We start from the raw sequence: 23965 nt of genomic DNA, 5'->3' as shown, positions 1-23965 counted from the left end.
AAAAACCGCCAGAAGCGCCATCCTCCACGCCTTTTTCAAGCGACGCTCACACGTTACGCGCGTATACCGAGGAACAGCCCCATGCACACCCATCCCCTAGACGCCACTGACTTCACCTTTATCGAAGACACCTTGCTGAAGTACGGCGATGATCACTCGGTGCTCAACCCCTCCGAACTCGACGGCTACTTCACCGCGCTGGTCTCCAGCCCTGTGCAGGTGGACATCGCCGAGTGGTTCCCGGCCATTTGGGGCGGGCAAAACCCGGACTGGGAAAGCCCTGAGGAGTGCAGGCAGTTCATTGAGTTGAGCGTACGCCACATGAACACGCTGGCCTCGCAATTGGCCCTCGACGCGCAAGCCTTCAAGGCACGCTTTGAACAGACCGAACACCAGGGCCAGGCACTCACGCTGGCTGAAGAATGGTGCTTCGGTTACCTGCGTGGGGTCGCCGTAGGCAACTGGCCCGAGCTGCCAGCACCTCAAGCGGCACTGTTCCAGGCGATCAGCACCTGCGCCGAACAAGACAACTTCGAACTTCCGGCAGACCTGGATGTGGTTCGGCACCGCTTGCAGGTAGAGGCCATCGAGCCGGCTGCCCGCGCCCTGCATGACTACTGGGTAGCTCAGCGCCAGGGATGATTGGCACGCCATGAAACGAAAAAGCCCCGTAGACAGAAGTCTGCGGGGCTTTTGAATATCGAGGCCTGACACTCAACCAGGCAATCTGGCTGAGCGACCTTCCATCAATTTCAATGCGATTTTTTCGATCCCGACGTCCCTGCTTTGCTCAACCCCTTCGAATTGTGGTCACCTGGGGTAGACGTCGAAATTGCAGTGGCTTTAGTGACACCGCGCGTATCTTTGGAATGGGCAATGCCAGAAGTCGTGGTGCCATGGCCGCGATCATTATTGCGATCACTGCCGAAGTGGTTGCCGCTTGTGCCATGGTCGCGCACAGCCTTGCCGGTATGATCGGCGTCCAGCCCTTTACCACGGCCGTTACTGTCGGCGTTGCCAGCGTGGTCTGAACCACTGTGACCACCACCATTGCCATTGCCGCCGCCATTGCCACCACCATTACCGCCACCGTGACCACCACCATCCTTCGCATAAGCGGAGCCCATGATGGACAGGCCCGCAGGGAGTAATGGGGCCGCTGCAAGCGCCATGACGCACGACATTACAGCAACGAGACTCTTGTTCTTTAAACGCATGATGGCTTCCGTGAAGGTTGATATCGCACGTCCTATGACGCGCCAACCACTCAACAGTTCACGCCCTCGCGACGGACGGGTGTGCTTTGTGATGGTGATCACTCAATCGTCAATCAAAAGCACCGTTGATGACCTCATAGATGAGCCCGGTTGCCAGCGTAACCAGGATCAGGTCGGCACCCACCTGTTGCCACTCGTACCCATCATAGTGAGGCAACCTGCCAATCAGCCGACCATCGAGCTTTTTAGCGATTCCCGGCGGAAGCGGCTTACCGCGGGCCAGGTTCTTTTGTATGCCGGGTGGCAAGGCTGGCCCTGGGCTCCAGTAATCTCGATAGCCACCAACGATGTCCAGGACACTTGCCCGGTTGATGCTGGGGCCATTATGCCAGTCACTGCCCCCTGAGTTTTTTCCGTTGTTGCCATGAGCACCTTGGTTGCCGTAGTCCTGGCCGTTGTGCGGATTTCCCTTGCCCCCACCTTGCCCTTTGCCATTACCAGGATCAGCCACAGCCGTGGCAGGACCGGAAACCAGCGTCAAACAGGTAACCGCTGCAATCAACGCGCGAGATCTGAACATATCCGTCCTCTCAGAAAGTGATGATCCTCTGGAATGTAGACGCTCCAGAGTATTTTGGTTCCATAAACACTCGCTCATCACGGACGGCGGCGCATCGACCGCTACTTCTGAGAGAGCGCAGCAATCGACATACCCGACGCGACAAAGGTCAGCCCCGCCCCCACGTTCAGCCCATTGACGAGTCGCGGTCGCTGACGCAGGCACTGCGATAGCGCTGTGGCAAACACACCCATGAGCGCAAATCCCACCGCGGTGAGCGCAGCGAACCCTATGCCGTACACCAACATCTGTATGGTCACTGAGCCCCGTTGGAGCTAGAAAAGCCTTGCGGCGCAGGCGAGGAATAGCAGCGTTGTCCTTAGGTGAGCAGCATTGCCTGCCAGCTGTTTGCACGCAAAACGTTCAAATCAAGTAAGGCTCAAACAGGCTCCGCACATCCACCCGCGCCTTCAGCTTCGCGGCCAACAGGTACAAGCCTCCCACCTTGCGATGCAGAAACAGTACATCCACCGGCGGAGTGCCCCAGAAGTCGCGGTCGGCGCCCAGTTGCCACCCGGCATCACGCAGGCGTACGGCGAGGTCAGAGGCCGCAAAGTCATAGGCGCCTTGATGCCGCAGCGGCTCGCAGGCCTGGGCGATCAGGTCGGTCAGCAACGCCCGATGTCTGGGCAGGGTTTCAGGCTGAAAGTAGCCGATGTCCAGCGCGGCGTCGGCGATGGCGGCGCGGTCTTCACGCAGGCCTGCAATCAGCAAGCGACGAAAGGCCTCGGTGCTGTTGCGGGCATAACGGCGCGTGGCGCCGAAATCGAGCAACACCATCCGGCCGGTGTCCCGCTGATAGCGGTAATTGGCAAAATTGGGGTCGGTCTGCACGCACTGGAACTCGAACACCTCGCGCATAAGCAGGCCGAACAGCAACGCGATGATCCGGTCGCGCTCTGCCTGAGGCGCGTGCTCCAATGACTCCACCGCGACCCCATCGACGAAAGACATCACCAGAATGGTTGGCGAGCAGTACTCGGTGTACGCACGAGGAACCAGAAAGTCAGGACTGTCGGCCAACAGTTGATGAAAGTACCGTAAGTGCTCGGCCTCTTTGAGGTAATCCGCTTCGTCCTGCAGTTGACGCTTGGCCTCTTCGAGCAGCGGCGCAACGTCCATGCCTTTAGGCAGCAGCCCGGAGATGCTCAGCAAGGTAGCGACGTTGTCCACATCGCTGGAAATGCTCTCGCGCACGCCCGGGTACTGCACCTTGATCGCCAGGCGTTGGCCGTCTTTGCCTTGCGCCGCATGAACCTGGCCGATGGACGCCGCCGCCAATGAGGTAAAGGAAAACCGTTCGAAGCGCCCTTCCCAGCCCTTGCCCCAGCTTTCGTTGAGAACTGCGACCAGCTGGCTCATGGGCATCGGATGCGCGTCCGAGCGCAGACGGGAAAGGATGTCGCTGAGCTCGCGCGGCAACAAATCACCTGCGTCCATCGACAACAACTGCCCGACTTTCATGGCGGCGCCACGCAGTTGCGACAGCTGATTTGCCACGCGCTGTACATTGCCAGGCGTCAACAGCAGGTCACTGAGCGCCGGACGTTTGCCTTGTGCCAACTGCCGAGCGCCTTCGGCCAGCATGCCGCTCGCAACGCCCGAAGCCAAGCTGCCAAAACGTATCAGCCGCGACAAACGACTGCCCGGCACAGACGACGAACCGGGCTCTCGCGGCTTCATGAGTGGGTCGCCATAACGACCGCGCCAAGCAGCAGGCAGAGGCTCGCCACGCCGGTCAAGCGCAATCGCATCGGCAGGTACCAGTCAGGCAGGCTAATAACCCGAAACAGCTGCCGGTCCTGCAAATAGTGGACAACAAACCCGACGATCAACAGCAAACACCCCCAGGACACCGGCAGTAACGTGGCAGCCCACGCGACAAGGGCCGGGATGACGCTCCAGATGAATCGGTCGCGGCGCTGCTCGGCGCTCAGGTCTTGCGCGGTCATGGCGAAGCCCCAGTGCAAGGCACCAACGAAGCTCAGAATGACCGCGCCGTAGGTGACCAGCGCCACCGACAACAACGGCCGATATTCAAGAGAAAACGGGAGCAGCAGCGCCAGTGCAATAAACGGCAGCAAACCGCCGTACCCCAGCAGAGCAACGTGCCGTGGCGGCAAGGTCGAAGACAACAGGTTCATTTGAACTCCTTATCAGTGGCAGACATTTAAGACTGTAGGCCCAAAAGCCCCGACGTGACTCCAGCGCACGCGTTCAACCCGCATCCAAATGAGCGGCTGTATCCTCCAAAAAACACAGGTCTGTCACTACTGGACACGGAACCCTCTTGCTAACGTACCGTTCCCCTCTGTTTCGAATGGACTCCTCATGCGCCTTAAACTCTACCAAGTCGATGCATTTACTTCCGACGTCTTCTCCGGCAGTCCTGCAGCCGTAGTACCCCTTGAGTCTTGGCTTCCCGTAGAGATGATGCAGTCAATTGCGATTGAAAACTCGCTACCGGAAACAGCGTTTTTTGTCCGTAACGCGCACGGGCAGTATGAGATTCGCTGGTTCTCACCACTCACCGAGATCGACTTCTGCGGTCACGCAACCTTGGCCAGCGCTTTTGTGCTGTTCAACCAACCGGGTGCCTCCAAATCCATCACGTTCTGGGCCAAAGCGGTTGGAGAGATCCCGGTGACGCAGTTACCCAGCGGTGAGATCGAGTTGAATTTTCCTGAGCTCGCGCCTCAGCCGCTTGTTGATGTGCCTGCCCAATTGGTGGAAGGTCTTTCGATCACGCCCAGCGAATATTGGGTCAACCGACAAGCCTACTTTGCCATCTATGCCGATCAACAGCAGGTCGAGACCGTGGTGCCACAGCTCGACAAATTGATCGAATTGGGCCCGCGTGATGTGGTCGTGACGGCACCAGGTGAGCAGTACGACTTTGTCTCGCGCTACTTCTGGCCAGCCAACGGCGGTGACGAAGATCCGGTCACCGGCTCCATTCATGCGGGGTTGGCACCCTTTTGGGCAGAGCGTTTGCAGAAATCGCGATTGTTAGCGTTGCAGGCCTCACGCCGACGCGGTGTGCTGGACTGCCGCGTTGAGGCAGGTCGGGTGTTTGTATCAGGGCACGCGGTGCAATATCTAGAGGGGAGCATTAGCGTGTAAAGCGGCCGGAAATGTAGCCGCCATTAGCGAAAAGCTGCCGTTGCGCGCCACACATAACAGCATCACCAACTGTGGCGCGCAAGCGTGGGCATTTTCGCAAGCGCGAGGCTCTGGGAACCCGCTGGAAACGCTGACTACTTGGCCTGCAACCGAAGGTTATTCAAGTGCTCAAGGGAGGCCATCTTTTCCGCTGTGCCTGCCGGCCCATCGCTCCCCATGATGGACGCATACGCGTCCTCGTACACCTTCGCAACAATCTGGGCATTCTCGGAGTGTTTCAGGAAAGCCATCAGAAGGTGTTCTACCGCATCGACTTGCGCTTGATTCAGGCTCACAACAACCTCCTTGGCCCGGCCCAATGCCGGTTACCCGTAATACCCCATCCAACCTCAAATAGCCACCCGGGTGAACGGCTGAGGACTGTTTCGGATGCGGTGAAAATACTCAACGAGAAGCGATCAGAACTGGCGAGCAGCCCTACAGGCCGCATGCCACTGGGGTGTTCACGTCGAGTGTTGGAACCGAAGAGATATCAAATAGACATCACTGTGATAGCCTTGGCGACTCCACGTTAAAGCGTCAAGGATCGAGAATGAAAGAGCTTATTCTGGTTGCGGCACTGGCTGCCTTTGGACCCGCCATGGCCTCTGCATCCAGCAATGTTGGCCAGTGCGTCTACCCTAAAACGACCGTTGCCAAAGATGGAAGTCTGAAGTTCAAGCAAAACGTTGTGATTTTCAGCGAACCCAATGCTCAGGCTGGCAATTCTGTCCTGAAGACGTTCAGCGCATTCACCATTGGCGCGGAAGCAAATGGCTTTGTGCAGCTACTGACGGTTCCTGATTACGACGCCGCTGACCCGGAGCGCGATGCAGGTAAAGTGTTTGGTTGGGCGAAGATGAAAGACTTCGACTATCAGGCTCTGCGCAACTGCACCTGATTGACGCTCTACTCAGCCAGGCTGCTTACGCCTGCCTGAGCGAAGCACACCGCCGACATCAGCGATTCGGCCATGGCTACCTGGCTGTTGCTCAAACCAACGACTGGAACCTACATGAATAGCCTGGATAAAGCTTTGGCGTTTCAAGCGCTTCATTCGCGCAGACAACCCCTTGTTCTGCCAAACCCGTGGGACGCTGGCAGCGCAAAAATTCTGACGTCCATGGGGTTTGAGGCATTGGCAACGACCAGTGCTGGTCTGGCATTTAGCCTGGGCCGTCGGGATGCGGAAGGCGCGGTGTCGCGCGAGGAGATACTTGCCAATGCTCAAAGCATCGTCGAGGCAACCCATTTACCTGTCAGTGCCGACCTTGAAAACGGATTTGGAGACTCACCTGAGGAGGTTTCCGAAACTATCCGCATGGCTGCTGCAATTGGTCTCGTTGGCGGTTCAATCGAAGACGCCACGGGTAACCCGCAAGCGCCAATCTACGCATTCAACCATGCGCTGGAGCGAGTTATTGCGGGTGTTGAGGCTGCACGCAGCCTGTCACTGCCTTTTGTATTTGTGGCGCGTGCTGAAAACTTCAGTGCTGGCGTACATGATCTGGACGACACCATTCGCCGACTCATTGCATTTGAGCAGGCTGGAGCCGATGTCCTCTTCGCCCCCGGCCTGCCCGATTTGAATGCTATCCAGCGGGTGTGCGAGGCGTTACAAAAACCGGTCAACGTGGTGATGGGCTTGGCAGGCTCTACGTTCACCGTGGATGAGCTTGCAGCGGCTGGTGTCCGAAGAATCAGCCTCGGTAGTTCATTGGCCCGGGCCGCACTGGGTGAGTTTATCCGCGCGGCGCTGGAGGTAAAAACCATGGGGACGTTCAACTTCGCCAGTAACGCCATCAGCTTCCGAGAGGCCAATTCGCTCATGGCCCCCGCCAGGAAATCTGACTAGGTTTGCGTTGTAATCAGGCTAGGCAGAGAACGACTCTATGCAGGTGTGCAGGCTACCAGTGCCCAGGCCTCCCCGCAGGTTGCCCTGGCTGCTGTGAATCGTGTTTCCTTGGCACAAAAAAGCCCCGTTCGATGACGGAGCTTAGAAATATAAGAATTAACCAAATGACTTGAATTCGTACTTGGCGACGTTGGCTCTCATGTCGTCAAGCAGGTCATGGCCTTTCCATGTGAGTGAGATCAAAGTCTCAACGCCTGCAGCATCCAAGGTGTACTCCACGAACGCTTCCTTGATGATGAGCTGGAGCGCGTGGGTCCCTTGTTCCTTTTTGGCGTGATCATGAATGTCCGGGCCAAGCGCTCCCTTCAGGGCATCCTCTTGAAGAACCCCTTTTCTGTTGGCCCGTTCAACTTGCTCAAGAAGGCCCTTGATGTAGTTCCAATTCCGCTTCATATTCACGTTCTCTTCTGCCATCTCAGGTCAGTTGAGAATAGTCAGAGGGATGGAAAACACATACAAAATGCCGACGCGGTGGTCGGGTTTTTCATGCTCCCCGCCGAGCGGGAACGCAATAGCCCCTCAAGCGGCCCTCTGTAGCAGCTAGCTAAAGGCTGGCTCTGTCGCCATGAGGGATGGCGAGGTTACGCACGACTCTCCAGACATACTTCAGGATGTGAGGGGAGATTTTTCTTGAAGCCGCTGCCCCCTGGATGCCCGATTGAGCCGCTTGACGAGAATTGCCGGCCGGTCGGCATGGTTGTGGGCGCTGCAGAGTCTCTAAAAATGCCGAAAAAGAAGCCGCCAACAGACACCGCCACAGCAACCGCTGCTGACATTGAAAAATCTATTCAGGCCCTGAACAAAATGGCTGAACGCCTTTGGGGCGATGGCCGCGAGGCCGAGGCGAAAGCCCTCCTCGATGCCTTGGATGCGTTAAACCGGGCGCTGGACCGAATCAGGATTGGCGAAAGTCGCAGGGCTGTGACACTGCACTAAGGAAATAAGCGTTAAACCGGTTTCCACAGACGCCCCAGCAACGGGCAACTACCAAACGAAGTAAACCCGTCTTTACGGGCTTTTCACTGCCCTGTCATCCGCTCGTAACACCGTCAGAACATAATGAGTTCAGCCAAAGGGATTTGGCCCCGTCTACAGAGAGCCTGGCCAAGCGCCGGGCTTTTTTGTGCCTGCTACGTTCCCTTCGAAACGGAGGAAACACCATGCCAGACGATCCAATCCCCGCCCTTCTCTAACGCCTCAATCGACACCATCACCCCTGCCATGGTTGCCCAGTACAGAAAGCCCTCAAAATGAGAAAGTTTGGGACTGCCCTCTAAAAGTTTTGGGACTATCGGTTTTCCAGCCCACAACGAAAAAGCCCCGCAGGAGGACTTACAGGAAGGACCTTGAAATATGGACAACCCCATCTTGCAGACAGTTAATTGTCTGACCCACTTATTGAACGTACAGGTACCGGTTTGCGTACAGCATTGGACAGAACCAGCGAGGTTGTGACTGAACCATGGACAGCCAGCGCATCGACTATGGACTCCAAGTCAGCGGGTTGAGAAAACGCGCAGCGAACGATGAAGCAATCCTCCCCGGTGATCCTGTCTGCTTCTAAGACTTCAGGTATATCGTTAAATAAATCCAGGTAATGTTTGATGTGCTGATGGGTTGTGCGAACGCGTAGGATTGCTTGCAGACCTAGTCCTACCTTACGCAAATTTATTCGAGCGCAATAACCTTCTATGACACCAGCAGCTTCAAGCTTCTGGACTCGCTCGCTCATAGCTGGCTGCGAAAGCCCAATGCGTTTACCCAACGATGCCAGACTTTGCCGTGCATTTTTTTGTAGAGCCTCCAGAATCTGCAGGTCTTTGCTATCAAGCCCCATGCGCCCTCCCCGCTGAATAATCCGATGAGTCATCGGTCAAAGGTACTTCATTTCAAATGACTTGCCATCCAAGGTCGATGCCTCATTCGCTACATTTTGCGGACACCACTTCCGAGAAACAAGAAATGACACCTTCAATATTGCTTCTACCAGGCATTGGCAATTCCGGACCAGGGCATTGGCAAACAATATGGGCCAACAGCGATACCTCTATGGAGCGTATCGAGGGGCAAGATTGGAAGCGCCCCGTTTGCGCAAAATGGGTCGATAATCTGGAGGCTGCTATTCACCGAACTGGACCTAACACGGTGTTGGTAGCCCATAGTCTCGGCTGCTTGCAGGTTGCCCATTGGGCGCAGAGTAGACACACAGCGATCCGAGCCGCCTTGCTGGTTGCCGTACCTGACCCTGATCGCCCCACTTTTCCAAACAAGGCTCTGGGGTTTAGTCCGTTAGAGCTGAAGCGTTTCGCATTCCCTAGTGTTGTTGTCGCAAGTACCAACGACCCCTATGCAGATACAGACTTCAGCTTGCGATGTGCTGATGCCTGGGGCAGCCGTCTGGTGAACATCGGAGACCAAGGACATATCAGTTCGGCCAATGGGTTCGGTGATTGGCCTCAAGGTAGAGCATTGTTGAAAGAGCTTCTTGCAACCTCGATTCAGCCCTTAGACGATGCGCTTTAAAGAGCGAGGCTCAACGAACACGCATGAGCGAGTCCGCGAGCATCTTGAGATGCTGACAGACAATGCCGATGTCATTACCCGGCTTACGATTGACTTGGTTACCGGGTGTAAGCCAAAGGAAGAAGCTGACCCGAAGCGGTTATAGACTGTCTGGCATATACCATGTGTAAAATTTGTTTTGCCAATATTCAAAGGAATGATCGAATGATTACTTGTCACGTCAGGTACGTAATTGACCCTTACGTCTTGGAAGTGGAGGGGGCGAAAAACAGCCTGGGCCTGCTGCTTGAGCGAATCATGCGCAGGACCAGCGAGCACCTTTCGCCGTTCTTCATTGTCAACGAGCACGGCAAGCGTATGAGCTGGCCTATGTTGCGCAACCGGTGGGCAGACGCCCGTGAGGCCGCCAAGGTGAAGGCCGAGGTCGAGAAGAAGCCGGACCTCGCCAACCGGATCGCCCAGTTCCAGTTCCGCGATATCCGACCGAAGGCAGCGTCGGAGATCAACGATCTGAGCGATGCGAGCGTGCTGCTGGGACACTCGAAGGAAGGCATTACCGAGCGCGTTTACCGCCGGGTCGGCGCCATCGCCAAGCCCTCGAAGTAGGAAAGTTTCGGAACTCCGCCCTCAAAGTTTCGGAACTCTTGGCTTTCCGCACCACAACGAAAAAGCCCCGCAGACGTTAATCTGCGGGGCTTTCAAATATGGAGGCCGAGGTCGGAATCGAACCGGCGTAGACGGATTTGCAATCCGGAGCATAACCACTTTGCTACTCGGCCTCAAATGTTCGAAGCTGCTATCGCTGCTTCAAACTCGCTTCAACTCTTTGTTATCTAAAGAGTTTTTGCTGACTCCCTGTGGAGTGAGCGGGATTATGTACTCGTTTTTTGACCTTGGCAACCCCTTGTTCACATTTTTTCTTCTAAGCGCGCTAACCGGGTGCCTGAACACTGTCGCGGGCATAGCCTGCCGAGGCTTCTGGTGCAACAGGTGCCAACCGCACCGTGTTTCGGCCGGAGGCTTTGGCCTCGTAGAGGGCGACATCGGCCCTGGCAATCAGGTTCGCCGTGCTGTCGCCTGGCTCGGGAGTGCCGCACCACACGCCGGCACTGAAGCACACCGGGATACTCAGCCCATCGACCACCGCCGGTGCCCTCGCCAATGACATACGCAGTGCGTCGAGAACGGCCAGCGCGCCCTCGGCATCGGTGGACGGCAGCAGCACGAGGAATTCCTCGCCGCCGTAACGGCCAATGATGTCGGCATGACGCAGGCGTTTCTTCAAGTGCCGCGCACAATGGACAAGCACCGAGTCACCAACAAGGTGACCGTGAATATCATTGATCTGCTTGAAGTGGTCGATGTCGATCATCGCCACCGCCAGGCTGGCCCGGGCCAGATACGCGCGCTCCAGTTCGTCCGCAAACCGCTCCAGGATCGCCCGTCGATTGAGCATGCCGGTCAAGACATCACGATGGGCCATATGCTGCAGCTTCGACTCGCTGCGCTCCTTCGACAGCAACACCAGGCCGAGTGAGTACATCATCACCGTCGCCGTCCCGATACTCACGGAAATGGTTTGCGTCAGGTTGCTGACGTTATATTGCATCTCGGCTGCGCCACCGAGCAGGATCGCCACCACACGCATGCCCAGGCCGATCAGGCTGATGCTCCCGCCGATAATCAGCAAGACCTGCGCCCTACCCCCGGGCTCGCTGTACCGGTAGGCCAGACAAACAATCAACAGGCATTGCAGGATCAGCACCAGCGATGCCGCCAACATGCGCAGTTCCAGGGTGTCGATCAGCAGCGCCATCGACACCAGCATGACTAGCGGCAGGCTGAACACGCGAAGCCAGGGCACCGTCAGGTCACGAATCCGGAAGATACTGATGGCGTAGTAACCCAGAGCAATCGACAACAAGGTGTTGGCCGCGCCATAGGTGAGCCACAAAGGGCCGTGCCCATAGAGGGTGTAGCAGACATAGGCAGCCGCATGGGCAAGCAAGCCGACCCCGGTGGTCAATACACCGTCACGCTGGTTGTACTGGGCCACGAGAATCAAGCAGAACGCCATGATGGTTGCCACAAGGGCAACGGAGGCAAACAACGTTGGCGTATGCGCGACCATGGCAGCTCACTGCGTCCTTGAGGTGGGGATACCGCATAAGCGCCAGAGCTTGCGCTTACACCGCCATGCTGGCAAGTCTTGCCGGCGTCATGCTACTCAGGGTCGAAGGCTGGCCGCCAGTGAGCAGCCTCAGGCATAGCCTCTATCCACGCCTCTCAGGGGCATTTACCGGCGAGGGGTGAAAGACAGCGGCAGGCCCTGGCAATCGTCGAACAATTGCCCCTGATGCCAAGCCAACTGTCCCGAAACCAGGGTGGTGGCCACTCGGTGATGAAATGCGCGACCGCTGAACGGCGTCCATTGGCAATGGGCAAGCAACGGATCGAGGTCGACAGCGCGCGGCTGCGCCAGGCGCTCGATCAGCACCAAGTCCGCCCAGTAGCCTTCGCGCAGGTAACCCCGCTCCGAAATCGCGAACAGCTCAGCGACGGCATGGCTGGTCTTTTCCACCAGACGTGTCAGCGGCAATAGGCCTTGCTCAACCAGTTCCAGCAGCGCTGGCAACGCGTGCTGCACCAAAGGCAGGCCGGACGGTGCCTGACTGTAAGGCACGCTTTTCTCCTCAAGGGTGTGCGGGGCATGGTCGGTGCCGATCACGTCCAGGCGATTGCCCAACAAGGCTTGGCGCAAGGCATCGCGGTCCGCCTGGGACTTGATCGCGGGGTTGCACTTGATGCGGTTGCCCAACGCTGGATAGTCACGGTCGTCGAACACCAGGTGATGCACACAGACTTCGGCGCTGATGTGCTTTTCAGCCAGCGGTTTGTCCTCGAACAGTGCCAGCTCACGGGCGCTGCTCAGGTGCAGGACGTGCAGCCGCGTACCAAAACGCCGCGCCAGCTCCACCGCCAGGTTCGATGAGCGAAAACAGGCCTCGACATTGCGAATCTGCGGGTGCAGCGCGGGGCTGATAAGGTCACCGTAGCGCGCGCGAAACTGTGCTTCATTGGCAAGAATCGACGGCGTGTGCTCGCAATGGGCCAACAGCACGGTCGGCACACAGGCGAACAGCCGCTCCAGCAGCAACGGGTCATCGACCAGCATGTCGCCGGTAGACGCGCCCATGAACACCTTCACCCCCGCCACCTCGCGCGGGTCAAGGCGGGCTACCGTCTCAAGGTTGTCCTTGCTGACGCCAAAGTGAAAGCCGTAGTTGGCCACCGAACTGCGCGCAGCGCGGGACTTCTTGTCGGCCAGCGCGTTCAGGTCCAGCGTTGCCGGGTGGGTATTGGGCATGTCCATGTAGCTGGTGATACCACCGGCCACGGCGGCGCGTGACTCGCTGGCGATGCTGGCCTTGTGCGGTGCGCCAGGTTCGCGAAAATGCACCTGGTCGTCGATCATGCCGGGCAGCAACCATTGCCCCGCGGCATCGATTTCCACGCTGGCGTTGCGCCCCTGAATGCTGCCCGCGATCTTTTCGATACGACCATGGGCAACCAGCAGGTCAGCGTCGACGATGCGCCCTTCATTGACCAAGCGGGCATTACGGATCAGCACACTGCTCACGGCTGACCTCCCGGCGCACCCTGTACCTCGATCTGCTGACCGCAAATCACATTGTAAAAACAGCTTGGGCGCCCGGTATGGCAGGCAGGCCCGTGCTGTTCCACCTGCAGCAGGATGGCATCGCCATCGCAGTCCAGACGCGCTTCGATCAATTGCTGGACATGCCCGGACGTATCGCCCTTGCGCCACAGCTGATGCCGACTACGCGACCAGTAACTCACCCGCCCGGTGGCCAGGGTTTGCTCCAATGCCGTACGGCTCATCCAGGCCAGCATCAGTACCTGGCCCGTGTCATGCTGCTGTGCAATGGCCGCAATCAAGCCCTGCTCATTCCAGGGAAGGGCATCGAGTGCTTGTGAAAGGGGGTAACGAAAGCCCGCCGGGGCCTTCTCCAACGCGAGAAGCGACATGCTGAGGCACCTGATTCCGGAAACAAATGTTATCTTATAACATTAACATTCCAAGTGCCTCTACACCGCATCACTGCGTATCACGACTGTCTAGCCCACGCGCAGGTGATGGTGGTTCACTCATCTCGTTTGAGCATCGTCTGAATCTGCTGCACCGACTCCTGGGTACGCTTGGCCAGGTTGCGAACCTCATCGGCCACCACAGAAAAACCCCGCCCCTGCTCACCAGCACGGGCGGCTTCGATGGCCGCGTTCAGTGCCAACAGGTTGGTCTGTTCGGCAATCCCCTTGATCGCACCTGCCACCTTGGCGATTTCTCCATAGGTGTTCCTTATCGTGTCTTGCTCACGGGTACGCAGGGCTTCAGCAGCCTTCTCGTCACTGATGTCACGTACCGCACCCACCACCCTGAGCAACACACCTTGAGCATCGCGCAGGCAACAGCCACGCTCGCGGTACCAGGTTTCACCGCGGGTTTTGTGACGCATGCGGTATTCAACGGTGTAGGTAGACTGAGCCGAGTTTTTGGCCGTGCACTCAGCAAACACCCGCATGACATTTTTCAGGTCCTGCGGCTGCGCAACGGCAAAAAAACTGTCCCAACCATCTGCGAACTCTTCAGGGCTGTAGCCGATAAGCTGGCGAAACTGGTCAGACCACCGGATTATGTTCTTCGGATGATCAGCATCACCATTAACGACCGTGAGGTCCCAACACCCCTCTGTCAGCGCCTGCCTGGTGAGCGCCCACGCCTGCTCATCTTCTACCCGACGATTTTGCACCTCGGCCGTTGCCGCCCGTTCTTCGCGGCAATGCGCCAACTCGGCCTCAAGTTCAAGACGCTGATGCTCGACATCGGCCAATTGCGCGAGCAAACGCTGATAGTCCTCAGCGCTGCAAGGCGCCGTCGGCACCATGGCAGCCTGACGCTGCCACTGCAGATGAGCGTGCCATTGCTCGCTCAATGCCTGAAAAACGGCAAGCAATTCAGGTTGACGCTTCAACCCCACGGCCTGATTGATATCTGCCGGTTGTTCGACCAACAGGCACTTCATCATGCGGGTAAGTTCAACGGCCAGCGCGGTTGCGGAATGTCTGAACCACATGGCGACTTCTCCTGACAGTGAACACTACGCTCGCGTTGTTCTGGCGAGTGCGCGGGTGAGCAAACGCCTGTCGGACTATAACAAGGGGCTTCGCGCCACACAGATACCTCTTTGTGGGTATATCGCCAGTGGTTTCTATCAAGCTACCTCTTTAGGCATACCTCTTTTTCCGGATTGAGCAGAGATTCCTTTTGGGCAAGTATTTTTCCGGACAGGAATTATCGCATCACTGATGCGGAACACGCTGATGTCAATTCGGACTAAGAGGCACACCCATGAACTCACGCGTTGCAATTATTGGTGCAGGCCCTTGCGGCATGGCACAACTTCGGGCGTTTCAATCGGCTCGGGACAAAGGCGCTGCCATTCCCGAACTGGTCTGCTTCGAAAAGCAACAAGACTGGGGCGGCATGTGGAACTACACCTGGCGCACCGGCCTGGATGAAAACGGCGAGCCGGTCCACGGCAGCATGTACCGCTACCTCTGGTCGAACGGGCCGAAAGAGTGCCTGGAGTTTGCCGACTACACCTTTGAAGAGCATTTTGGCCGACCGATCGCCTCTTACCCTCCCCGTGAAGTCCTCTGGGACTACATCAAGGGCCGCGTCGAGAAAGCCGGTGTACGCGATTACATCCGCTTCAACACGGTGGTGCGTCAGGTCAGCTTCGATGAGCACACTCAGCGCTTCTCCGTTCTGGCCCATGACTACCAGAACGATACCGAGACCCTGGAAGAATTTGATTACGTGATCAATGCCTGTGGGCACTTCTCGACGCCAATAGTCCCCTACTTCCCAGGTTTTGAACATTTTGCCGGGCGTATTCTGCATGCCCATGACTTCCGCGAAGCACTGGAATTCAAAGACAAGAACCTCTTGATTGTCGGTAGCAGCTACTCTGCCGAGGACATTGGGTCGCAGTGCTACAAGTATGGCGCCCGCAGTATCACCAGTTGCTATCGTACGTCGCCCATGGGCTACAACTGGCCATCGAACTGGGAAGAAAAGCCCCTGCTGCAACGCCTGGAGAACGACCGGGCCTACTTTATCGACGGCACCAGCAAGCCGATCGACGCGGTGATTCTGTGCACCGGGTACAAGCACCACTTCCCGTTCCTGCCTGAATCGCTGAGTCTGAAAACCGACAACCGCCTTTGGCCGCGCAATCTCTACAAGGGGATCTTCTGGGAACCCAACCCGAAGCTGATCTACCTCGGGATGCAGGACCAGTGGTACTCCTTCAACATGTTTGATGCTCAAGCCTGGTATGCGCGCGATGTGATCCTGCAGCGTATCGCCTTGCCTGACGCAGCCACCCGCAACGCCGACTGCCTGCAATGGCAGGCACGCGAAGCCGAGCTGCAAACCAACCAGCAAATGTTCGAGTACCAGGGGGCGTACATCCAGCAACTGGTGGACGCAACGGACTACCCAAGCTTCGATATCCCGGCAGTGAACGAAACCTTCCTGCAATGGAAGCACGACAAAGCGACCAACATCATGGGCTACCGTGATAAGTCCTATCGCTCGCTGATGACCGGCACCCAGTCACCACCCCACCATACCCCCTGGCTCGAGGCGCTGGACGACTCAATGGAGGCCTACCTCAGCGAGCCACACGTTACCGTCAAATCCGCCAGCTAAGCCGCCCAGGTACTCAGGACACAGGAGAAGCGGCATGCAAGCACCGCGTATTTCACGACCATGGGAACCCGGGCTGCTCACACAGACAGCGGCGACCGAGCACTACCGGGTCAACGGCGGCGGCCTGACACTGGTCGAGCTGGGCCCGGGCGATACCCTGCAGATAACTGATGTCGAGGGCCTCCAGCCCTGCGAAGTCATGGCCTTCAGCACCAGGATCAACCCAGCGTTGGCGAGCCTGGGGCTGATCGCTGGCAGCGGTTTCGGCTTTATCCAACAGGCGCTGGCAGGCAATAGCCGACAGGTACAGCGCATACTGCAGGCACTCACCAAACGTGGCTTCGACACCCAGCGCCTGCCTGGCGCAGGGATGCTGTGGAGCGTCGACTCGGCGGCAGGCTACAGTCGCCAGTTCACCCTTGGCGAGCCACTGCTGCTGATCATTGCCGCGCCGGCTCACGCGACGTCAGTGGACGCCCAGCAAACACCCAGTGAACTGCGGATACGGGTGCATCGTGCCAATCCCTCGTTGGTCCATGTGCCCACGCTGCCAGAACCGCTGGCCGACCTGGTGGACGAATTTACCTTGCCTGCCGGTAGCGCCCGCAGCTATGCCGTGAGCAAGGGGCAGTACATTCAGGTCATCGATGTCGCCGGGCGCCAGTCCTCGGACTTCGTTGCCCTGAACCGTCGAGACTTGGACAAGGGCCTGGAGTTCGACCTCGACCAAACCGTTACCCGCACCCTGAACGGCAATGCCTATCCAGCCCCTGGGTTGTTCGCCAAGTTCTTCGATCGGCAGATGCGGCCCATGCTTGAGGTTGTGCGCGATACGGTCGGCCGTCACGATGCCTTTGCCCTGGCCTGCACCGCACGCTACTACGAAAGCCATGGCTATTTTGCTCATGACAACTGCAGCGACAACCTCAGCCGTGCCCTGCAGGCTCATGGTGTACAGGCTCGCAGCGGCTGGCCGGCGATCAACTTCTTTTTCAATACGGCCATCGACGCCCATCAACAGATGGTCATGGATGAGCCCTGGTCGCGGCCGGGTGACTACGTCCTGATGCGGGCCATGAACGACCTGATCTGTGCCAGTTCCTCCTGCCCCGATGACATCGACCCGGCCAACGGCTGGAACCCGACCGATATCCATATTCGTGTCTACGCCGACAAGGAACGATTCTCTATCGCCATGGCCAATCGAAAAACGGCGGATGCCGACCCGGTGCTGACCCAAGAGACAGCATTCCACTCCCGCACCAGCGCCTTGACCGGCAGCTTTACCAATTACCGCAACTGTTGGCTGCCGCTGCGCTTCGATGGTTTTGGGGCAATCGACGAGTACTACGGCTGCCGTGAGCGCGTTGCCGTCATGGACCTGACCGCACTGCGCAAATTCGAGATCCTGGGCCCCGACGCCGAGGCGTTGCTGCAGTACTGCCTGACCCGCGACATCAGGCGCCTGGCCGTCGGCCAAGTGGTCTACTCGGCCATGTGCCATGAGCATGGCGGCATGCTCGACGACGGCACATTGCTGCGCCTTGGCCAGGACAACTTCCGCTGGATCTGCGGCGAAGAGTACGCCGGGGTATGGCTACGTGAACAGGCGCAAAAGCTCGGCATGAAAGTCTGGGTCAAGTCCGCCAGCGAGAAGATCCACAACCTGTCGGTGCAAGGCCCGCTGAGCCGTGAGCTGCTTAAACAGATGATCTGGACACCCGCAACTCAACCCGGGCTGGACGCTTTGGGCTGGTTCCGCTTTCTGGTAGGACGACTGGACGGTTTCGACGGCTGCCCGGTCATGGTTTCCCGTACCGGCTACACCGGCGAACTGGGCTACGAAGTATGGTGCGCACCGCAGGATGCGGAACAGATCTGGGACCGTATCTGGGCCCTGGGCCAACCCCTGGGGATCGTGCCCCTGGGGCTAGAGGCCCTGGACATGCTGCGCATCGAGGCTGGGCTGATTTTTGCGGGCTACGAGTTCACCGACCAAACCGATCCGTTCGAGGCCGGTATCGGTTTCAGTGTGCCACTCAAGAGCAAGACCGATGACTTTATTGGCCGTGAGGCCTTGCTGCGGCGCAGTGCGCATCCCACGCACAAACTGGTCGGGCTGACACTGCAAGGCAATGAAGTGGCTCATCATGGTGATGGCGTGTACCACGGGCGCGCGCAGGTCGGTGTTATCACCAGCGCCTGTCGCTCGCCATTGCTGGCCAGCAACATTGCTCTGTGTCGGGTCGATGTGGCCTACGCGGAGCCTGGCCAAGTGCTGCAGGTGGGTAAAGTCGATGGTTTGCAAAAACGCATCGACGCTACGGTCTGTGCGCCGATCTTCTATGACCCGGACAAGAGCCGCGTGCGCGCCTGACCCGGCACGCTAACCGGAACACCTATCGACGCCACAAAGTCCATCGCCGCTGGCTAGCCAGCGGCGACTGGCCGCACCTCAAAAATCGCGCCTTCGATACCCAGCACCTCGCCGCCATCGGTGAAAATGCCCGTGCCCTCTTCCTGCACCCACTTGACCGTGCCATTGGCGCAACGGATCTGATACGTCAGCGAATACGGTTCGCGCCTGAGCAATGCGGTTTGTACGCCATACCAGATGTAATCAGCGTACTCCGGCAAGATCAGCCGACCATAGCCGCCGGCGTCCCGGTCCTCGATAGCTTGCGCGCTGAAACCGGTCAGTTGCTCACACCCTCGGCTGACGAACTCCATGCTCCACTCACGATTGATCCGGCCGCGATAAATCATGAACGGCAAGTTGTGCAACAGGTCGCTGGCACTGCGATGGCTGGCCAGCAATTGAATTTCCTGCTGACGCCGAGAGGTGCGGTCTTGAAACGACAACAGGGCACAGCCGGCCTTGAACCGGCAAGACACCTCACACCAGAGCAACCCGTTGCCCTGATCGATCAGCCGCAGCTCAAGGGATTGCGCTACGGGTTCTGGCGTTTGCCAACGGGCGATGAAGGCCTGCCACAGCCCTTGGTCTTCATGGTGAACCGCATCGCTGAGCAGGCTGCCGACCGTCGGCGTCATGCGCTGTGACCAGTGGGCGTTGTGCCCGATGATCCGTGCCTCGCCATCGAGCACCACCAGCGCGACAGGAAAGTCATCCAGCAGGTTGGCCACGCTCGCGAACTCAGTGAACGGCATTCGTCCTCCCTCCGACAAACTGGGTGGCACAGTTCTGGTGAACCCAGGCCGCCAATTCAAGGCGTGAGCGCATCTGCAATTTGCGCATCAGGTTCTTCACGTACACCTTCACCGTCCCCTCGCTGATCCGCAGGTCACGGGCAATGAGTTTGTTGCTCAACCCATGGGCAAGCAGGTTGAGGGTTTGCTTCTCCCGCTCGGTGAGGCCCGCGAACTGGCCATGGGCCGCGCTTGCCGCATCGCTGACGGCTGTGCCGGAAGCATCCGCGAGCAAGGCCACCAGGCTCTCGTTAAGCACCGCCGAGCCTCGGCCACAACAGCGGACATAGTCGAGCAACACCTCGGGATCGGTGTCTTTAAGCAAGAAGCCCTGAGCCCCGAGGCGCAACGCGGTGACCAGTTCCACCCGGTCAAGCGAGGCCGTCAGCACGATCACCTGACATTCACACTTGAGCCGGTTCAACTCCTCAAGCACCTGCAGCCCCGTCATGCCAGGCATGTGCAGGTCGAGCAAGACGCAATCGGGCTTGAGCCCCAGCACCAGGTCGATCCCCAGCAGCCCTTCTGCCGCCTGCCCGACCACTTCATGGTCGCCGCTGTCGGCGAACATTTCCGATAGGCCACGGCGGAATAAGGGATGGTCATCAATCAAGACGATCGATGTGTGATTCATGGGTGACTCCTCATGGAAAATGCGTCTGCTGGGAGCACCAGCGCCAGGCGAGTGCCTCCACCCTGGCGTGCCCCGACCTCAAACCCGGCGCCGATCAGCGCCGCCCGTTCCTGCATGATGGACATGCCAAAATGCCCAACCTCATGTGAAGCCGGTTGCAGCCCGATGCCGTCGTCCTCGACATGCATCAACACCCCGGCGGCATTGTCACGGACAAGGCTGATCCAGACATTGCGCGCCCGCGCATGGCGCAGCGCGTTGACCAGTGCCTCGCGAACAATTTGCAGCAGCTGCAGTTCGACGTCGCCCGACAACAGACCATCGGGCAATCGGTTGTCCAGATGAAACACCATGTTGCTGCGCCGTGAGAGCTCCTCGACGGATTCGCCGAGAGACTCACGCAGGGTTTTGCCGTTCATGGTCAGCCGCGCTTCACTGATCAGTTCGCGGACTTGCCGCTGTAACCTCGACAGCCCGCCCTTGAGCACCTCGACGATGGCCAAGGCCTTGTCTGGCTGCTGTATACGACGCTGCAGCCGAGCGGTCTGCAGTGACAGATAGGCCAGCTCCTGGGCGACCCCATCGTGCAATTCCCGGGCAATCATCGACTGCGGTACTGCACGTTGGCCGGGTGATAGCAGGGAGCCTTTGAATGCATGCAGCAACACGCGCTCAATAAAGCGGGCAAGCTCCAGCAGCAGCGTCCGCGCACCCTCGGGAGCGGCCTCCACGACACTCATCGTCAACCGTCCATGCCCCTCTTGGCCGGGCACGTGAACGTTGACCGCACGTTCGTCTTCGGGCGCGGCCGGCATGTGCAGGTCCAGGTGCAGGCTCGCGCCCACAAGCAGGCTGGAGGCTTGGGCAACAAAGCCCTCGAGCAGCAGATTGACGTCCTCTTCACCCAGCAGGGCAAACAGCAACTCGGTTTGCAGTAACGCCAACGCCTTCTGGTCGATAGCCGCGTACTCGCTCATTGGACAATCCGTCAAAGACCCTCCTCCTGCATGCCGACAGTGGTGTCATTGCAGGATGAATCAATGAGCAAGTTCCGTACCCCTTTGCATTACCCCTTAAGAGGTACTCCCAATGAGCGAATTGCCAGGTAATTCCCTGTAGGAAACTATATCCACCAACAGGAAAGAGCGCCCTGAGCCATCCGTGCAAGGCGCAGGCGCTGCCCGAGGCGAAACAGCGCGCACCAACAGAAGGCCTGAAGGCCTCGATTGCATCAAAGCGTTGCACGCGACCTTACGACTTGACCCTGCCACTGATGAGCCTATCCCGCCTGGCCAGTCCTTCAGGCTTGCCAGGGTGATCCACCCAGCAGAGAGCGCACATGGCCAACTCAACGGCAAGCCCCCATGCTCCATTCAAAAGCGTCCCTTACTACCCGCCCATGGCAATCAATCCCGATGCCCAGTGCCACCTTGTGATCAGCGACGGCAGTGACTTGCCGCGCACACAGGCACTGGTCAGCCGCCTGGCGCAAACCCGACAGGTCGACTGCCTGGTTCTGGGAGCCGCGGACAGCCCTTCGCTGCAGAGCCTGCAGCAGGTCCTGGAGCAGCGCTTTGCACGCCTGCATGTGGGTGTGCAACTGCATGTGCTCGGCAGCGAAGCCTTCATCTGGGCGATCCATGCACAGGCCATCACGCACGGTTTGTCGGACGACGAAATCAGCCTCTGCGCCCCAACCGAAACCGTGCAACGCCCTGTTTACTGTGTGCACTGCTCCAGCGTGCACAGCCACCCGCTGGCCGACGCGGTGAAATGCCCGGCCTGCGCTGTTGCCTTGGAGGTGCGTGGGCATTTCTCACGACGCTTGGGTGCCTACCTGGGCGTTTGCCTGAATGCAGACGCCCCCTACTCGGAGCTGCCAGCATGAATGACGTTATCCAGGTACGCGTGCAGGCTGCCATCAACATCACCCCGGTGATTCGCGAGATCACCTTTGAAGCCGTCGACACCGCCCTGCCCCCTTACTCGGCGGGCAGTCATATCCAGGTACATGTTCCGCTGGCACAACGCACCCTGCGCAATGCCTACTCACTGCTGAACGCACCTGCAGGCCGCACGGCCTATCGCATTGCCGTGCGCTTGCAGGAACACTCACGCGGCGGTTCAAGGTACCTGCACGAAACCCTGAAGGTGGGCGACGTGCTGAACGTCTCTCGCCCCGCCAACCTGTTCCCCATTCATACCCTGGGTCGTCATCACATCCTGATCGCCGGGGGTATCGGCATCACACCGTTTCTGGCCTACAGCGAGCACCTGTTGCGCGAAGGCGCCTCATTTGAGCTGCACTACGCCTATCGCAGCGGCCTCACCGATGCCTATGTACAGCCGCTGGCTGCGCGCCTGGGCGACAGGCTGCATGCCTACGACAGCCTTGAGCGGCCACTGAACCTGGCACCGATCCTGAGCAACCAACCGCTGGGCAGCCACCTGTACATCTGCGGGCCGCAGCGACTGCTGGCCAGCGTCCGGGAACAGGCCAGTGCCTTGGGCTGGCCGGACGGCCGTATTCACTGGGAAGCCTTCAGCAGCGCCGAACCCGGCGTACCGTTCAGCGTTGAATTGGCACAGAGCGGACGGCGTATCGAGGTCGGCGCTGACGAAAGCCTGCTCGAAGCCCTCGAGGCCAATGCTGTCGAAATTCCCAACCTCTGCCGTGGCGGGGTTTGCGGGCAATGCGTGACCCGCTACGTGAAGGGCGATGTGACCCACCGCGACCACTTCCTTGCCGCTACCGAGCGCGCTGACCGCCTGATGCCGTGTGTATCCCGCGGCTGCGGCAGCTCGCTGGTGCTCGACCTCTGATTTTTGCCTGGAGCCTGGCCATGACACCGACCCTCAAACCCATCGAGACGTATCGCGACGACTTCACCTTTAGCAACAGTCCCCATGCGATCGCACGTTTTCCGTTCCCATTCCCGGAAGACCAGTACATGTACTCGGTCAACATCGAACCGGCCACGCCCCGCGAGCCGGGCTCGGTGTTCGAGCACTGGTTCGACATTGACGAGCACTACCGCTCCGATATGGCCGAGCGGGCGCGGGTAGTGCAGCAAGACCCGCGCCGCTATCTGGTCATGCCACATATGCAGACGGCTTCCTGGGACGCGCTGCAGATGTTCATGGAACACCTGAGCAACGACTACCCGACGCTATTCAGCCTCACCCGCACCGGTGACCAATGGCATTGGCAGAACCACGTTCTGGGTATCGATCAGCACTTTACCTTTGGCGATCCCGACACACTGCCCTGCGAACCACTGGAGTTCATTACCCGCCAGGTCCAGGGGGATATCGCCCTGCTCGACCAGCGCGACAACGACCTGTTCATGGATGCGGGCATGGTCACCAGCCCGGCGGACTGGTCACTGGCCTTCGACGCCGGCATGAGTTTCAAGCAATGGCACACCCCAGTGCCCATGGCGCATGAACTGGGCGTGTTTGACCGTGCCTTGAAATACCTGCTGAACATTCAAGTGGACAAGCCGGTACGCCGCTTGAACTGGACGCTGACGATCAATCCGCGCATGGACACCTCGCCGGAAACCTTCCATGAATGGGGCCACGACCGCAGCACCGTCACCGCAGAAAACGCCGGGGCCTTGGTGCACCTGCGGGTCGAGCTGCAATTCATGGCGCGCCTGCCGCGCAGCAACGGGCTGATGTTCAGTATTCGTACCTACCTGATCAGCCTCAACGAACTCGTCACCAACCCCGCCTGGGCCAAGCGCCTGCATCGCGTGCTACGCGACTTGCCCGCCCCCATCGCCGACTACAAGGGCATGACCCGCTACCGCCAGCCATTGCTGGAGTGGCTCAGCCAGTTCGACCCACACGCCTGACTCTCTCAACGACCCGTTAGAAGGAA

24 protein-coding genes, 1 tRNA gene and 3 pseudogenes are annotated in these 23965 nt (G+C 58.8%); 12 read left to right on the top strand and 16 right to left on the bottom strand.

What is annotated here, in order from left to right; translation table 11 throughout:
* The first annotated feature begins 81 nt into the window (after positions 1-81).
* A complete protein-coding gene (locus AB7M23_RS16260; RefSeq protein WP_454241339.1) occupies positions 82-642 on the top strand; it encodes a UPF0149 family protein in 561 nt (186 codons plus the stop codon).
* Positions 643-1058: 416 nt separating this feature from the next.
* Here AB7M23_RS16260 and AB7M23_RS16255 read toward each other — a convergent pair.
* The 5 genes and pseudogenes from AB7M23_RS16255 to AB7M23_RS16235 all read right to left on the bottom strand — a co-directional run.
* Positions 1059-1184 (bottom strand): annotated as a pseudogene (locus AB7M23_RS16255) (hypothetical protein); the annotation flags it as partial.
* A gap of 142 nt (positions 1185-1326) precedes the next feature.
* Positions 1327-1797 (bottom strand): anti-virulence regulator CigR family protein, encoded by a 471-nt coding sequence (locus AB7M23_RS16250; RefSeq protein ID WP_454241338.1) that lies wholly within the window; start codon positions 1795-1797, stop codon positions 1327-1329.
* Positions 1798-1898: 101 nt separating this feature from the next.
* Positions 1899-2105, bottom strand: a pseudogene (locus AB7M23_RS16245) (LysE family translocator); the annotation flags it as partial.
* Positions 2106-2199: 94 nt separating this feature from the next.
* Positions 2200-3519: an ABC1 kinase family protein gene (locus AB7M23_RS16240; RefSeq protein ID WP_454241337.1), complete on the bottom strand. Its 1320-nt coding sequence runs from the start codon at positions 3517-3519 to the stop codon at positions 2200-2202.
* Positions 3516-3980, bottom strand: coding sequence for a DUF3429 domain-containing protein (locus AB7M23_RS16235; protein WP_454241336.1), 465 nt, complete (start codon positions 3978-3980; stop codon positions 3516-3518). Before AB7M23_RS16235 ends, AB7M23_RS16240 begins: the two co-directional genes overlap by 4 nt.
* A gap of 187 nt (positions 3981-4167) precedes the next feature.
* On the opposite strand from AB7M23_RS16235, the gene AB7M23_RS16230 reads away from it, so the two are divergent.
* Positions 4168-4959 carry a PhzF family phenazine biosynthesis protein gene (locus AB7M23_RS16230; RefSeq protein ID WP_454241335.1) on the top strand — a complete coding sequence of 264 codons (792 nt, stop codon included), beginning with the start codon at positions 4168-4170 and terminating at the stop codon, positions 4957-4959.
* Positions 4960-5093: 134 nt separating this feature from the next.
* On the opposite strand, the gene AB7M23_RS16225 is transcribed toward AB7M23_RS16230, so the two are convergent.
* Entirely contained in the window at positions 5094-5294 is a 201-nt protein-coding gene (locus tag AB7M23_RS16225; RefSeq protein ID WP_065757800.1) for a hypothetical protein, read from the bottom strand.
* Positions 5295-5551: 257 nt separating this feature from the next.
* On the opposite strand from AB7M23_RS16225, the gene AB7M23_RS16220 reads away from it, so the two are divergent.
* A complete protein-coding gene (locus tag AB7M23_RS16220; protein WP_454241334.1) occupies positions 5552-5899 on the top strand; it encodes a hypothetical protein in 348 nt (115 codons plus the stop codon).
* 114 nt (positions 5900-6013) lie between these two features.
* Positions 6014-6853, top strand: coding sequence for an isocitrate lyase/PEP mutase family protein (locus tag AB7M23_RS16215; RefSeq protein ID WP_454242187.1), 840 nt, complete (start codon positions 6014-6016; stop codon positions 6851-6853).
* A 156-nt stretch (positions 6854-7009) separates the two neighbouring features.
* On the opposite strand, the gene AB7M23_RS16210 is transcribed toward AB7M23_RS16215, so the two are convergent.
* Positions 7010-7327: a DUF2513 domain-containing protein gene (locus AB7M23_RS16210; RefSeq protein ID WP_065757797.1), complete on the bottom strand. Its 318-nt coding sequence runs from the start codon at positions 7325-7327 to the stop codon at positions 7010-7012.
* Between the two features lie 309 nt (positions 7328-7636).
* Here AB7M23_RS16210 and AB7M23_RS16205 point away from each other — a divergent pair, with 309 nt between their 5' ends.
* A complete protein-coding gene (locus AB7M23_RS16205; protein ID WP_065757889.1) occupies positions 7637-7849 on the top strand; it encodes a hypothetical protein in 213 nt (70 codons plus the stop codon).
* A 442-nt stretch (positions 7850-8291) separates the two neighbouring features.
* Here AB7M23_RS16205 and AB7M23_RS16200 read toward each other — a convergent pair whose 3' ends face one another.
* Entirely contained in the window at positions 8292-8750 is a 459-nt protein-coding gene (locus tag AB7M23_RS16200) for an Lrp/AsnC family transcriptional regulator (protein ID WP_099776646.1), read from the bottom strand.
* A gap of 56 nt (positions 8751-8806) precedes the next feature.
* On the opposite strand from AB7M23_RS16200, the gene AB7M23_RS16195 reads away from it, so the two are divergent.
* Positions 8807-9436, top strand: a complete 630-nt coding sequence (locus AB7M23_RS16195; RefSeq protein ID WP_454241333.1) for an RBBP9/YdeN family alpha/beta hydrolase — start codon at positions 8807-8809, stop codon at positions 9434-9436.
* A 204-nt stretch (positions 9437-9640) separates the two neighbouring features.
* Positions 9641-10042 carry a hypothetical protein gene (locus AB7M23_RS16190; protein WP_454241332.1) on the top strand — a complete coding sequence of 134 codons (402 nt, stop codon included), beginning with the start codon at positions 9641-9643 and terminating at the stop codon, positions 10040-10042.
* A gap of 99 nt (positions 10043-10141) precedes the next feature.
* On the opposite strand, the gene AB7M23_RS16185 is transcribed toward AB7M23_RS16190, so the two are convergent.
* The 5 genes and pseudogenes from AB7M23_RS16185 to AB7M23_RS16165 form a co-directional block, all read right to left on the bottom strand.
* Positions 10142-10215: transfer RNA gene (locus AB7M23_RS16185), tRNA-Cys, on the bottom strand.
* Positions 10216-10367: 152 nt separating this feature from the next.
* Positions 10368-11567, bottom strand: a complete 1200-nt coding sequence (locus AB7M23_RS16180) for a GGDEF domain-containing protein (protein ID WP_454241331.1) — start codon at positions 11565-11567, stop codon at positions 10368-10370.
* 165 nt (positions 11568-11732) lie between these two features.
* Positions 11733-13076, bottom strand: coding sequence for a dihydroorotase (locus AB7M23_RS16175; protein WP_454241330.1), 1344 nt, complete (start codon positions 13074-13076; stop codon positions 11733-11735).
* Positions 13073-13486 (bottom strand): phosphoribosyl-AMP cyclohydrolase, encoded by a 414-nt coding sequence (hisI, locus tag AB7M23_RS16170; RefSeq protein WP_454241329.1) that lies wholly within the window; start codon positions 13484-13486, stop codon positions 13073-13075. Before hisI ends, AB7M23_RS16175 begins: the two co-directional genes overlap by 4 nt.
* A 128-nt stretch (positions 13487-13614) precedes the next feature.
* A pseudogene (locus AB7M23_RS16165) lies at positions 13615-14403 on the bottom strand (methyl-accepting chemotaxis protein); the annotation flags it as partial.
* A 464-nt stretch (positions 14404-14867) separates the two neighbouring features.
* On the opposite strand from AB7M23_RS16165, the gene AB7M23_RS16160 reads away from it, so the two are divergent.
* The gene (locus AB7M23_RS16160) at positions 14868-16235 is read left to right on the top strand and encodes an NAD(P)-binding domain-containing protein (protein WP_102052075.1); all 1368 of its coding nucleotides are present in this window, start codon (positions 14868-14870) and stop codon (positions 16233-16235) included.
* Between the two features lie 34 nt (positions 16236-16269).
* Positions 16270-18612, top strand: coding sequence for a DUF1989 domain-containing protein (locus tag AB7M23_RS16155; RefSeq protein WP_454241328.1), 2343 nt, complete (start codon positions 16270-16272; stop codon positions 18610-18612).
* A 53-nt stretch (positions 18613-18665) separates the two neighbouring features.
* Here the strand turns inward: AB7M23_RS16155 and AB7M23_RS16150 are convergent, their stop codons facing one another.
* From AB7M23_RS16150 to AB7M23_RS16140, 3 genes are read right to left on the bottom strand one after another with little or no spacing between them, the layout of a single operon-like run.
* Positions 18666-19406 (bottom strand): PAS domain-containing protein, encoded by a 741-nt coding sequence (locus tag AB7M23_RS16150; RefSeq protein WP_454241327.1) that lies wholly within the window; start codon positions 19404-19406, stop codon positions 18666-18668.
* Positions 19393-20079, bottom strand: coding sequence for a response regulator (locus AB7M23_RS16145; protein ID WP_099774309.1), 687 nt, complete (start codon positions 20077-20079; stop codon positions 19393-19395). Before AB7M23_RS16145 ends, AB7M23_RS16150 begins: the two co-directional genes overlap by 14 nt.
* Positions 20076-21056, bottom strand: a complete 981-nt coding sequence (locus AB7M23_RS16140; RefSeq protein WP_454241326.1) for an ATP-binding protein — start codon at positions 21054-21056, stop codon at positions 20076-20078. Before AB7M23_RS16140 ends, AB7M23_RS16145 begins: the two co-directional genes overlap by 4 nt.
* Before the next feature lie 362 nt (positions 21057-21418).
* Between AB7M23_RS16140 and AB7M23_RS16135 the strand changes: the two genes are divergently transcribed.
* The 3 genes from AB7M23_RS16135 to AB7M23_RS16125 are packed head-to-tail and all read left to right on the top strand — an operon-like array spanning position 21419 to position 23939.
* Positions 21419-21967 (top strand): dimethylamine monooxygenase subunit DmmA family protein, encoded by a 549-nt coding sequence (locus AB7M23_RS16135; protein WP_454241325.1) that lies wholly within the window; start codon positions 21419-21421, stop codon positions 21965-21967.
* A complete protein-coding gene (locus tag AB7M23_RS16130; RefSeq protein WP_454241324.1) occupies positions 21964-22902 on the top strand; it encodes a PDR/VanB family oxidoreductase in 939 nt (312 codons plus the stop codon). Before AB7M23_RS16135 ends, AB7M23_RS16130 begins: the two co-directional genes overlap by 4 nt.
* Before the next feature lie 20 nt (positions 22903-22922).
* Positions 22923-23939, top strand: coding sequence for a heme-dependent oxidative N-demethylase family protein (locus tag AB7M23_RS16125; RefSeq protein WP_454241323.1), 1017 nt, complete (start codon positions 22923-22925; stop codon positions 23937-23939).
* Positions 23940-23965 lie beyond the last annotated feature (26 nt).

This window comes from Pseudomonas sp. HLS-6 TE3448 (genome assembly GCF_053629555.1).
The sequence above is the reverse complement of the archived record's forward strand: the minus strand, read 5'-3'. Positions and strand labels throughout refer to the sequence as shown.